Annotated in this window: 10 protein-coding genes; 3 read left to right on the top strand and 7 right to left on the bottom strand. The window is 72.1% G+C overall.

The features are described 5' to 3' along the window. The 7 genes from murD to rsmH all read right to left on the bottom strand — a co-directional run. Positions 1 to 1,043: UDP-N-acetylmuramoyl-L-alanine--D-glutamate ligase (gene murD / locus ACRDP3_RS13005; protein ID WP_431517064.1), on the bottom strand; the 1,043-nt coding region annotated here is incomplete at its 3' end. Further along, the gene (gene mraY / locus ACRDP3_RS13000) at positions 1,025 to 2,089 is read right to left on the bottom strand and encodes a phospho-N-acetylmuramoyl-pentapeptide-transferase (RefSeq protein WP_431517065.1); all 1,065 of its coding nucleotides are present in this window, start codon (positions 2,087 to 2,089) and stop codon (positions 1,025 to 1,027) included. The genes murD and mraY, both read right to left, overlap by 19 nt. Beyond that, the gene (locus ACRDP3_RS12995) at positions 2,086 to 3,540 is read right to left on the bottom strand and encodes a UDP-N-acetylmuramoyl-tripeptide--D-alanyl-D-alanine ligase (RefSeq protein WP_431517063.1); all 1,455 of its coding nucleotides are present in this window, start codon (positions 3,538 to 3,540) and stop codon (positions 2,086 to 2,088) included. Before ACRDP3_RS12995 ends, mraY begins: the two co-directional genes overlap by 4 nt. A gap of 5 nt (positions 3,541 to 3,545) precedes the next feature. Further along, positions 3,546 to 5,390, bottom strand: coding sequence for a UDP-N-acetylmuramoyl-L-alanyl-D-glutamate--2,6-diaminopimelate ligase (locus ACRDP3_RS12990; RefSeq protein ID WP_431517062.1), 1,845 nt, complete (start codon positions 5,388 to 5,390; stop codon positions 3,546 to 3,548). A gap of 14 nt (positions 5,391 to 5,404) precedes the next feature. Further along, on the bottom strand, positions 5,405 to 7,450 hold the full coding sequence (locus ACRDP3_RS12985) for a peptidoglycan D,D-transpeptidase FtsI family protein (RefSeq protein ID WP_431517061.1): 2,046 nt from the start codon (positions 7,448 to 7,450) through the stop codon (positions 5,405 to 5,407). Continuing rightward, positions 7,447 to 7,824, bottom strand: coding sequence for a septum formation initiator family protein (locus ACRDP3_RS12980; RefSeq protein ID WP_431517060.1), 378 nt, complete (start codon positions 7,822 to 7,824; stop codon positions 7,447 to 7,449). Before ACRDP3_RS12980 ends, ACRDP3_RS12985 begins: the two co-directional genes overlap by 4 nt. Beyond that, complete coding sequence (gene rsmH / locus ACRDP3_RS12975) at positions 7,821 to 8,828, bottom strand: 16S rRNA (cytosine(1402)-N(4))-methyltransferase RsmH (protein WP_431517059.1); 1,008 nt, start codon at positions 8,826 to 8,828, stop codon at positions 7,821 to 7,823. Before rsmH ends, ACRDP3_RS12980 begins: the two co-directional genes overlap by 4 nt. Before the next feature lie 264 nt (positions 8,829 to 9,092). On the opposite strand from rsmH, the gene ACRDP3_RS12970 reads away from it, so the two are divergent. The 3 genes from ACRDP3_RS12970 to ACRDP3_RS12960 all read left to right on the top strand — a co-directional run. Beyond that, positions 9,093 to 9,680 carry a beta-class carbonic anhydrase gene (locus ACRDP3_RS12970; protein WP_431517058.1) on the top strand — a complete coding sequence of 196 codons (588 nt, stop codon included), beginning with the start codon at positions 9,093 to 9,095 and terminating at the stop codon, positions 9,678 to 9,680. 86 nt (positions 9,681 to 9,766) lie between these two features. After that, on the top strand, positions 9,767 to 10,798 hold the full coding sequence (locus tag ACRDP3_RS12965; RefSeq protein ID WP_431517057.1) for an AAA family ATPase: 1,032 nt from the start codon (positions 9,767 to 9,769) through the stop codon (positions 10,796 to 10,798). After that, positions 10,798 to 12,097 (top strand): DUF58 domain-containing protein (locus ACRDP3_RS12960; RefSeq protein ID WP_431517056.1); only part of this gene is annotated, 1,300 nt, incomplete at its 3' end. The genes ACRDP3_RS12965 and ACRDP3_RS12960, both read left to right, overlap by 1 nt.

Genomic DNA, 12,097 nt, shown 5'->3' with positions numbered 1-12,097 from the left:
CGGTGGGCGTCGGGCCGGAAGGCGCGCAGCCCGTCCCGTACGGCCGCCGGCGGTACGCCGTAGGCACGGGCGAGGGCGGCGGCGGCGAGCGCGTTGGCGATATTGTGCGGCGCCGCGGGGGTGATGTCGGTGACCTCGGCGAGTTCCTGTGCCTGCCGGTGCCGGTTCTCGACGAAGGCGCGGTCGACCAGGATGCCGTCCACGACGCCGAGTTCGGAGGGGCCGGGGCTGCCGAGTGTGAAGCCGACGGCACGGCAGCCCTCCTCGACGTCGGCCCGGCGGACGAGGCGTTCGGTGGCCGGATCGGCGCAGTTGTAGACGCAGGCGATCCGGTTGCCCTCGTAGACGCGGCCCTTGTCCGCGGCGTACGCGTCCATCGAACCGTGCCAGTCGAGGTGGTCGGGGGCGAGGTTGAGCACGACCGCGGAGTGCGCCCGTACGCTCGGCGCCCAGTGCAACTGGTAGCTGGACAGCTCGACGGCGAGCACGTCCGGGGGCTCCTCCGGCGGTTCCTCCGGGCAGACGACGTCGATCAGCGGAGTGCCGATATTGCCCACAGCGGGGGCACGCAGACCGGCCGCGCCGAGGATGGCGGAGAGCATCTGGACCGTGGTGGTCTTGCCGTTGGTGCCGGTGACGGCCAGCCAGGGCGCGGGAGCCCGGTCCGGCCGGGTGCCGGTGCCGCGCAGCCGCCATGCCAACTCCACGTCGCCCCACACGGGTACGTCCGCGGCGCGGGCGGCGGTGAAGAGCGGGCTCTGCGGCTTCCAGCCGGGTGATGTGACGATCAGATCGGTGCCCTTGGGCAGGCTCTCCGCGTCGCCGAGCCGTACGGAGACGCCTTCCGCCTCCAGTTCGGCGCGGCGCTCGCGGTGCGTCTCGCTCTCACCGCCGTCGACGACGACGACGTGGGCGCCGAGCCGGGTCAGGACGCGGGCGGCGCTGCTGCCGCTGACGCCGAGTCCGGCGACCGTCACGTGCCTGCCCGACACCGCCTCGGCGGCCACCGGCCCGGGGAGGGCGCTCACTTGCTCGCCGCCCACCCAGCGTAGAAGAGGCCGACACCGACGATGGCGCACATGCCCTGGATGATCCAGAAGCGGACCACGACCAGGACCTCCGACCACCCCTTCAACTCGAAGTGGTGTTGCAGGGGCGCCATTTTGAAGACCCGCTTGCCGGTGAGCCGGAAGGAACCGACCTGGATGACGACGGACATCGTGATGAGGACGAAGAGGCCGCCGAGGACGGCGAGCAGCAGTTCCGTACGGGAGCAGATCGCCAGTCCGGCGAGCGCGCCGCCCAGCGCGAGCGAACCCGTGTCCCCCATGAAGATCTTGGCGGGCGAGGTGTTCCACCACAGGAAGCCGAAGCAGGCGCCCATCAGCGCGGCGGCCACGACGGCGAGGTCGAGCGGATCGCGCACCTCGTAACACCCCGGACCCGCGGTGAAGGCGTTGGCGCAGGACTCCTGGTACTCCCAGACGCAGATGAAGACGTAGGCGCCGAAGACCATCACCGAGGCGCCGGTGGCGAGACCGTCGAGACCGTCGGTGAGGTTCACCCCGTTCGACATGGCCAGGATCATGAACAGCGCCCAGATCACGAAGATCACGGGCCCGATCGACCAGCCGAAGTCCTGGGTGAAGGAGAGTTTCGTGGAGGCGGGGGTGAGGCCGCGGAGGTTGGCGAAGTTCAGCGAGAGCACCGCGAAGGCGGTGCCGACGATCAGCTGTCCGGCCATCTTGGCCTTGGCCCGCAGGCCGAGGCTGCGCTGTTTGACGATCTTGATGTAATCGTCGAGGAAGCCGACCAGGCCCATGCCGGCGAAGAGGAAGAGCACCAGCACGCCGGAGAAACTGGGCTGACTGCCGGTCAGCAGTTTGGTGAGCGCGTAGGCGGCGACCGTGGCCAGGATGAAGGCGATGCCGCCCATCGTCGGGGTGCCGCGTTTGCTGTGGTGGTTCTGCGGCCCGTCGTCGCGGATGAACTGCCCGTACCCCTTGCGGGCCAGCAACTTGATCAGCAGCGGCGTCCCGACCAGGGACAGGAAGAGTCCGATGACTCCCGAGAAGAGGATCTGACTCATACCCATCGGGCGGCGACCTCGCCCTCGTTGTCGCCCGGGTCCGCTGCGGGCCCGGGTTTCAGCAGCGCGTCGGCGACGCGCTCCAGGCCGACCGAACGGGAAGCCTTCACCAGTACGACATCCCCCGGACGCAATTCACTCCGCAACAGGTCGACCGCCGCATCGGCGTCGGACACGTGCACCGACTCCTCACCCCACGAACCCTCGTTCTTGGCGCCCATGTCCAGCCAGACGGCCTCCCGGCCACCCACCGCCACGAGCTTGCTGACGTTGAGCCGGACGGCGAGCCGTCCCACCGCGTCGTGCTCGGCAAGCGAATCGTCACCGAGCTCGGCCATCTCACCGAGCACCGCCCACGTACGCCGCCCCCGCCCCATCGCGGCCAGCGCGCGGAGCGCGGCCCGGGTGGACTCGGGATTGGCGTTGTAGGCGTCGTTGACGACCGTGACGCCGTCGGCTCGCTCGGTGACCTCCATCCGCCAACGCGAGAGCGTGCTCGCGGCGGAGAGCTCGGTGGCGATATCCCCGGCGGGCATGCCCAGTTCGTGGGCGACGGCCGCCGCGGCAAGCGCGTTCGACACGTGGTGCTCACCGTACAGGCGCATGGTCACGTCACCGCACCCGGTGGGTGTGCGAAGCGTGAAAGAGGGCTGCCCGCGCTCGGTGAGCCGGACATTCTCGGCGCGTACGTCCGCGTCCGCGGCCTCGCCGAAGAGCAGCACCCGTGCCCGGGTACGCGCGGCCATGGCCCGTACGAGCGGGTCGTCGGCGTTGAGCACCGCGACGCCGCCGCCGTCGGCCGGATCTTCCGCCGGGGGAAGCGCCTCCACCAGCTCGCCCTTGGCCTCGGCGATCGCCTCGCGGCCGCCGAACTCGCCGATGTGGGCGGTGCCGACGTTCAGTACGACGCCGACGCGGGGCGGAGTGAGCTGCGCGAGGTAGCGGATGTGGCCCGTGCCGCGGGCGCCCATCTCCAGTACGAGGTGACGGGTGCCGGCGTCGGCGCGCAGCGCGGTCAGCGGCAGCCCGATCTCGTTGTTGAGCGACCCCGGCGTCCACACGGTGGGCCCGAGTCTCTCCAGCAGCTGCGCGATGAGGTCCTTGGTGCTGGTCTTGCCGGCGGAGCCGGTGAGCGCGACGACCTGGGTGCCCAGCCGCTCGACGGCATGCCGGGCGAGCGCGCCCAGGGCGCGGGTGACGTCGTCGACGACGACGGCGGGCACGCCGACGGGGCGGGTGGCGAGCACCGCCACGGCGCCCGCTTCGACGGCGCCGCGGGCGAAATCGTGTCCGTCGGAGCGTTCGCCGGCGAAGGCGGCGAAGAGGCTGCCGGCGGCCACTTCCCGTGAGTCGATGACGACAGGGCCGGTCACCTGGGCGTCCGGGTCCGGTATGTCGCTCTGCTGTCCGTTCACGACAGCGGCGAGCTCGGCGAGAGAGAGGGGGATCATCGGTCTCAGGCGTCTGTCCGGTGGGGAGCGGCACTCACTGATGACGCCGACGGGGGTGCCGGGGCCGCCTGCTGCGCTGTGGCCCCCGCGGCTGCCGTGGCGTCGGACTTCTGCTTGCGCCGGATGGCTTCGCGCAGCTCCCGCGTGTCGCTGAAGGGGCGTACCACCCCCGCGATGTCCTGGCCCTCCTCGTGCCCCTTGCCCAGCACGAGCACGGTGTCGCCGGGTTCGGCCCGGGTGACGGCGAGATCGATCGCCGCGGCCCGGTCCTCCTCGAGCAGTACGGTGCCGCGGTCGTAGGCGGGCACCTCGGCGGCGCCCGCGAGCATGGTGGCGAGGATCGCGAGAGGGTCTTCGGTGCGGGGGTTGTCGGAGGTCAGCACGGCGGTGTCGGACAGCCGTGCCAGCGCCGAACCCATCGCGACGCGTTTGTGCGGGTCGCGGTCGCCGCCACAGCCGAGCACGGCGTGCACCCGGCCGTCGGTGACCTTGCGGATGGCGTACAGGACGGACTCGACGGCGTCGGGCTTGTGCGCGTAGTCGACGATCGCGAGGTAGTCCTGGCCGGCGTCGACGCGCTCCAGCCGGCCGGGCACGCCGGGTACGGACGCGATGCCGTCGGCGGCGGTCTGCGGATCGATGCCCGCGGTGACCAGGGCGGTCAGCGCCGCGAGGGCGTTGGCGACGTTGAAGGGGCCCGCGATCGGAGCGGCGGCCCGTACCGACTCCTCCTTGGGCCCGAGCACGGTGAAGGTGGACCCCAGCGGGCCGACTTCGACGTCCTGGGCCCGCCAGTCGGCGTCCGGGTGCCCCTCGGCGGAGAAGGTGACGACCGGCACCTCTGCCTCGCCGACCAGGCGCTGCCCGTACTCGTCATCGATGTTGATCACCGCTGAGCGCGAGCGGGCACGCGTGAACAGCTGCCGCTTCGCCCGGAAGTAGTCCTCCATGTCGGGGTGGAAATCCAGGTGTTCGGGGCTGAGGTTGTTGAAGACGGCGATGTCGAAGACGCTGCCGTCGACCCTCCCCAGCACCAGTGCGTGGCTGGAGACCTCCATGGCGACGGCCGTGACGCCGCGCTCGCGCATCACCCCGAAGAGCGCCTGCAGGTCGGTCGCCTCGGGCGTGGTCCGCTCGGACTTCAGCCGCTCGTCGCCGATGCGGGACTCGACGGTGCCGATCAGCCCGGTCAGGCCGCCCGCCTTCTCGGCCGCCTTGCGCAGCCCGCCCTCCACCAGATACGCGGTGGTGGTCTTGCCCGAGGTGCCGGTGATGCCGATCTGCAGCAGGTCCTTGCCCGGCTCGCCGTAGATGGCGGCGGCCAGCGCGCCCATCCGGGCCCGCGGATCGGGCACCGTGAGTACCGGCAGCCCCGTGTCGGTGGAGCGCTGGGTGCCCGCGGGGTCGGTGAGCACGGCGACGGCACCGAGGCTGGCGGCCTGGGTCGCGAAGTCGGCGCCGTGGAAGCGGGCACCGGGGAGGGCGGCGTAGACGTCGCCGGGGCGCACCGCACGCGAGTCGTGGGTGATGCCGGTCGCGGCGGCCTGTTCCGTGCCCGCGGGGGCTTCGGTCCCCAGCTGCCGCGCCAGGTCCGCGAGCGGGACCGGCCGCACGTGCGAGGGCCTGGGCGGGCCCGGGCTGACCTCCCTCGTCGGCTCGGGGGCAGGCTCCGGAGCCCGCTTCCGGGAGCGGGCGGCCGGGCGGCCCCCTGCCGAGGGCGTGAGGGAATTCTGATCAGCTTGTGGCACGGCGGTGAGCGTACCGGGCGGGAGGCCCGCCCCGCGAAGCGAGGGGCTTCCCGGCACCGTGGCGTCCCGCTGGTTGTACGGATCCTGAGTGATCGTTCTCACGCGCCTGCGCCCCCTCAGTGGCTGGTGTTCTTTCCGGAGTCCTTGGAGCCCTTGGAGCCCTTGGAATCCGCCTTGACCGGGAGCGGATCGGACTTCGCGCCGGTGGGCGGGATCTGGAGGGACTTCAGGGCGAACTTCATGACCTTCTTGTAGACCGGTCCGCACACGTCGCTGCCGAAGTAGCTGCCCTTCTTGGGGTTCTGCACGGCGCAGTAGACCGTGACCCGCGGCTTGTCGGCGGGTGCGAAGCCCGCGAAGGACGAGGTGTACCCGTCGTAGCGGCCCGTCCTGGGGTCCACCCGGTTGGCCGTACCGGTCTTGCCCGCGACCCGGTAGCCGGGAATCTTCGCGGTGGTGCCGGTGCCCTCCATGTCGGCGACGACGGACTCCAGCATCCGGGCGAGCGTCCTCGCCGTCTTCTCGCTGACCACCCGGCGCTCGCCGGGCTTGGCCGCGGGGGTGTAGCGGCCGTCGGAGCCGGTGGTGCCGCGTACCAGCGAAGGCGTCGTCCGTACGCCGCCGTTGGCGATCGTGGAGTAGATCGAAGCGGCCTGTACGGCGTTGAGCGAGAGCCCTTGGCCGAAGGGGATCGTGTACTGCTGGGAGGCGCTCCAGTCGCCCGGCTTCGCCAGGAGGCCGTCGGTCGCGCCGGGCAGCCCGAGGCCGGTGGGCCTGCCGATGCCGAACGCGCGCAGATAGCGGTGGAGAACCTTGTTGGCCTCGTTCTGGGTGTCTCCCAGCTGCTCGGTGGCGAGGATGGTGCCGATGTTGCTGGACTTGGCCAGCACGCCGTTGAGGGTCAGGTGCCAGGTGTCGTGGTCGACGTCGTCGGCGAAGGCCCGGTCGGCGCGCTTGAGCCGGTTGGGCACGGTCACCTCGGTACGGGGCGTGGCCCTGCCCTCTTCCAGTACGGCGGCCATGGACATCACCTTGCTGGTGGAGCCGGGCTCGTAGGCGTCCTGCACGGCGGCGTTGCCGAGCGCCGCGGGGTCCGCGCGGGAGATGTCGTTGGGATCGAAGGCCGGGGCGTTGGCCATGGCGAGGAGTTCACCGGTGCGGGTGTCCTGGACGATCACATAGCCGCTGTCGGCGCGTGACTTGGTGATCTGCTCGCCGATGGCTTGCTGCGCCGCCCACTGGATGTCGCGGTCGAGGGTGAGCTGCACGCCGGCACCGGCACGGGCCGGCCGCTCGCGTTCGCCGGCGGTGGGGACCTGGCGGCCGCCGGACTGGGCGTAGGTGATCTTGCCGTCCCGGCCCGCGAGTTCCTTGTTCAGCCGGGCCTCGATGCCCGCGCCGCCCTTGCCCTCGGAGTTGACGAAGCCGAGGACGGAGGAGGCGAGTTCCTGGTTGGGGTAGATGCGCTTGGGGTGCTTCTCCCGGTAGATCCCCGCGAGTACGTCCGCGTCGTGCCCCTTGCCCGGACTCGTACCGGCCGGCTCGGAAGCCGCCGCGGCGACCTTGCTCTTCAGCTTCTTGACCCGCTCCCAGGTCCGCGGCGACTGCTGCCGGGCCAGCAGCACGTAGCGGGTGTCCTTCTTCGCCAGCTTCCGCGTCAGCTCCTGCTCGTCCTGGTGGAGCACGGGCGCGAGGAGGGCGGCCGCCCGCTCGGGCGCGTCCGAGATGCCGGTCTGCTTGCGCGAGAAGAGGTAGGGGTCGGCGGTCACGTCGTAGGCGTCGACCGTGGTGGCCAGCGCCGTGCCGTCCCGCGCGGAGATGGTGCCGCGCTCGGCGGCGAGCGGCACGGTGATGTAGCGGTTGACGGCAGCCTTGTCGGCGAACGCGCTGGCGTCGACGGCCTGCACCTGGAGCAGCCGTACCGTGAACGCCAGCACGACGAGAGTGAGACCGAACGCGATCAGCCGCAGCCGGGGCCTGGCCCGCGCGAGACGCAGCTCCCTGCCCTGTACGGGGACCGGGGTCCCCGGGCGGCCGGCGGAGCGCCGGGAAGACGCCGCCCGGGCGGTGGCCTTGGTCCGGCCGCCGCGGGGGTCCCGGCGGGCGTCAGGGCGGGCGTCACGGCGGGCATCGCCGCGCGGGTCGCGGGGGCGTCCGCTCACCGCTCCTCCTGCCGGGGGTGACCGGTGGCCGGCTGGGGACTGCCCCGTACGGTGCCGTCGTGGTCCAGGAAGGCGGGCGTGCCGCCGGGAACGAGACCCAGGCCGCGGGCGCGCTTCTCCAGCGCCCCCGGGGCGGAGTAGGCGTCGACCTCCTGCTGCAGCGCCTGCTGCTCGTCGGTCAGCTCATCGGTCTGCTTCTCCAGCTTGGAGAGCCGGAAGGAACCCTGGTTGACGGAGGCGTTGAGGAGCAGCAGCCCCAGCAGTCCGGCGCCCAGTATCAGCACGACCAGCATGACGAACGGGGCACGGGCCGCCGTCGAGGCGCCGGCCGGCACCAGACGGGCGAGCCTGGACAGCCGCTGCTGTGCACTCATGAGGTGTGCGCCTCCCTGATGCGCTCGGCACCGCGCAGCCGGGCAGGGGCGGCGCGGCGGTTCTCGGCGATCTCGTCCTCGGTGGGGAGTTCGGCACCTCGGGTCAGCAGCTTGAGCCGCGGCTGATACTGCTCGGGGACGACGGGCAGGCCGGGCGGCGCGGTGCCGGTGGCACCCGCGGTCAGCACCCGCTTGACGAGCCGGTCCTCCAGCGAGTGGTAGGAGAGCACAGCGATGCGTCCGCCCACCGCGAGCGCGTCGACGGCGGCCGGCACTGCCCTCTCCAGGGCGGCGAGTTCGCCGTTCACCTCGATCCGCAGGGCCTGGAAGGTGCGCTTGGCGGGGTTGCCGCCGGTGCGCTTGACCGCTTGCGGCAGCGCGTCCCGGATCAGCTCGACGAGCCTGGCGCTGTGGCTGAAGGGTTCCCTGGCCCGCTCCCGTACCACCGCCTCGACGATCCGCTTGGCCTGCTTCTCCTCGCCGTAGGCACGCAGCAGCCGCACCAGTTCGCCGGGCGGGTAGGTGTTGAGCACGTCGGCGGCGCTCTGCCCGCGCGTCTGGTCCATCCGCATGTCGAGGGGGGCGTCCTGGGCGTACGCGAAGCCGCGGTCGGCCTCGTCCAGCTGCATGGAGGAGACGCCGAGGTCGAAGAGGACGCCCTGCACGCGGGGGACGGCGAGCCGGTCGAGGACGTCGGGCAGTTCGTCGTAGACCGCGTGCACGAGGGTGGCGCGGTCGGCGTACGGGGCCAGCCGCTCGCCCGCGAGCCGGAGCGCCTCCCGGTCGCGGTCGAGCGCGATCAGCCGGGCCGCGGGAAAGGTGGCGAGCAGGGCTTCGCTGTGGCCGCCCAGGCCGAGGGTGCAGTCGACGACTGTCGCGCCGGGCTCGGCGAGGGAGGGGGCCAGCAGTTCCAGACAGCGCCGCAGCATCACCGGGTGGTGCCGGTCGCCGGCGGACCGGTCGTCGATGGGCTCCTCGCCGGCGGGCTGCTCTTCGGTGGTCATGCGCCCTTTCCTGCCCCTGTGCTGCTGTGCTGCCGCGTGCGACGGGGGAATACCGGGAATGAAGGCGCCGGACGGCCAGGAGGGGAGCGTCGCGCCTCCCGCTTCGCGTCACTTTAGTCCACTCGTCCGCCCGGTCAACAAGCGCCCGAGGCGCGTTGGGGCAGGTCGTGAGCGGATGTGGAGTGGCTCACAAAGCGGCGGGACGACCGATTCGTCCACCCCCTCGGGGGGCCGTCCTCGCACACGCGGTCTACCGTCATCCCCATGTCGACGCACCCTGGCCGGCAGCAGCCGAGCTCCGAGTCCCCCGCCTCCGCCTCCGCCCTCCGCGGCGCCGGTACCGTCACCGACCGTCTCGTGGAGGCGAACAGGCGCTATGCCGCGCACTTCACCGACCCGGGCATGGATGCCCGCCCGGTCCTCAACGTCGCCGTGGTCGCCTGCATGGACGCCCGGATCGACCTGCACGAGGTGCTGGGCCTCGAACTGGGCGACTGTCACACCATCCGTAACGCCGGCGGTGTGGTCACCGACGACATCATCCGCTCCCTGACCATCAGCCAGCGCGCCCTGGGCACCCGATCCGTCGTGCTCATCCATCACACCGGCTGCGGGATGCTCAGCCTGACCGAGGACTTCCGGTACGACCTGGAGCTCGAGGTGGGCCAGCGGCCGTCCTGGGCGGTGGAGGCTTTCCAGGACCTGGACCAGGACGTGCGCCAGTCGATGGAGCGGGTGCGTACGTCGCCGTTCCTGCCGCACACCGACGACGTGCGCGGCTTCGTCTTCGACGTGACGACGGGGCTGCTCCGGGAGATAGACCCGGGGACCGAGATCCCCCCGGAACAGTGACGCGGGGGCCCGTCGGCGTGAAGAATGCGTGTGCGGGCACCGGATGGACAACGGGATGAACGACGGGGATGGCCGAGGAGGCCTGGGTGACAACCTTTGACGAGCGAGCCGACCTCAGCGAGCTGAGTATGACGGCGGACCGGGTGCGCCGCTCGATGGAGTCCGTGATCGAGGGCAAGCCCGAGGTCGTACGGCTCTCGCTGACCGTGCTGCTCGCCGAGGGGCACCTCCTGATCGAGGACGTGCCGGGGGTGGGCAAGACCATGCTCGCCAAGGCGCTGGCGCGCTCCGTGGACTGCTCCGTCCGGCGCATCCAGTTCACACCCGACCTGCTGCCCTCCGACATCACCGGCGTGAGCGTCTACGACCAGCACCGGCAGGACTTCGAGTTCAAGCCCGGCGCGATCTTCGCGCAGATCGTGATCGGCGACGAGATCAACCGCGCCTCGCCCAAGACCCAGTCGGCGCTGCTGGAGTCGATGGAGGAGCGCCAGGTGACCATCGACGGGCACACCTACGAACTGCCCGCTCCCTTCATGGTCGTGGCCACCCAGAACCCGATCGAGATGGAGGGCACGTATCCCCTTCCCGAGGCCCAGCGCGACCGTTTCATGGTGCGGGTCTCCATCGGCTATCCGAGCCCGGCCGCCGAGCTGGAAATGCTCGACGTGCACGGCGGCGCCTCCCCGCTGGAGGACCTGCGGCCGGTGGCGCACGCCCACGAGATCGGCAAGCTGATCGACGCGGTGCGCCGCGTCCACGTGGCCGACCCGGTGCGGCGCTACGCGGTGGAACTGGTCGCGGCCACCCGCGCGCATCCGGAACTGCGGCTCGGCGCCTCCCCGCGCGCGACGCTGCACCTGCTGCGCGCGGCGCGGGCCGGGGCCGCGCTGGCAGGACGTGACTTCGTACTCCCGGACGACGTGCAGGCGCTGGCCGCGCCCGTACTGGCGCACCGGCTGCTGCCCACCGCGCAGGCCCAGCTGAACCGGCGGACCGCCGAACAGGTGGTCACCGAGATCCTCCAGCGGGTGGCCGTGCCGGCCGCTGCCACCGAGGGGACGCGCGCCCCCGCACCACCGGACGGCTACGGACAGCAGTCACCGCGGGGCTTCTGATGTCCGGGGGCCCCGGCCGGAGCGAAGCCCGCGCGGGCGAGTCGGGCCAGGGTGCCGCCGCCGAGGACCGGCGCAGCTCGTTGCGCACCGCACTCGGCGGCCTCACCACCAGGGGCCGCTCCTTCCTGGCCGCGGGGGTGGCCGCGGCGGTCTGCGCGTACGTGCTCGGCCAGTCCGACCTGCTGCGCGTCGGACTGCTGCTCGCGGTGCTCCCGCTGGTCTGTGTGCTGGTGCTGCACCGCACCCGCTATCGCGTGGCGGGTTCCCGCCGGCTGTTCCCCGCCCGGGTCCCGGTCCGGTCGGAGGCCCGCGTACATCTGCGCGTCGACAACGTCTCGCGGCTGCCGACCGGGCTGCTGATGCTGCAGGACCGGGTCCCGTACGTGCTCGGGCCACGCCCCCGCTTCGTACTGGACCGCGTCGAGCCGGGCGGCCGGCGTGAGGTGTCCTACCGGGTGCGCTCGGACCTGCGTGGCAGCTATCCGCTGGGGCCCTTGCAGCTTCGGCTGACCGACCCCTTCGGCATGTGCGAGCTGACCCGGGCCTTCAGCGCGTACGACACGCTCACCGTGGTGCCGCGGGTCGAGCCGCTGCCGCCGGTGGGTCTCTCCGGCGACACCACCGGCTACGGCGACGGGCGGCAGCGCTCGCTGGCCCTCGCCGGCGAGGACGACGTGATTCCGCGCGGCTACCGGCACGGTGACGATCTGCGGCGGGTCCACTGGCGCTCCACGGCCCGCTACGGCGAGCTGATGGTGCGCCGCGAGGAGCAGCCGCAGAAGGCGCGGTGCACGGTGCTGCTGGACACCCGCCGTACCGCGTACGCGGGTTCGGGCCCGGACTCCCCCTTCGAGTGGGCGGTCTCCGGCGCCGCGTCCGTCTGTCTGCACCTGCTGGAGCGGGGCTACGCGGTCCGCCTGCTGACCGACGCGGGCACCATGGTGCCCGGTCCGGAGGGCATCGGCTTCGCGGGTGACTCCTCGGACACGGCCGGACTGCTGCTGGACGCCCTCGCCCTGGTCGAGCACTCGGCGGAGGCGGGACTGTCCTTCGCGTACGACATGCTGCGCCGCGGCTCGGGCGGCCAGGAAGGTCTGCTGGTCGCCTTCCTCGGTGACCTGGACGAGGAGCAGGCGGTCACGGTGGGGCGGATGCGGCAGCGTACGAACAGGGCGGTGGCCTTCACCTCCACATTGGAGGCCGGGGGTGGGGACGAGGACGAGGACGCAGACGTGACCGTCGGCGCGGCCGTCGACGGCGCGGCGGTGGAGGGCGGTGCGGCGGAGGGCGGTGCGGCGG

Source organism: Streptomyces sp., assembly GCF_050698815.1.
Lineage (GTDB): Bacteria > Actinomycetota > Actinomycetes > Streptomycetales > Streptomycetaceae > Streptomyces.
This window is presented reverse-complemented; position numbering and strand designations above follow the sequence as displayed.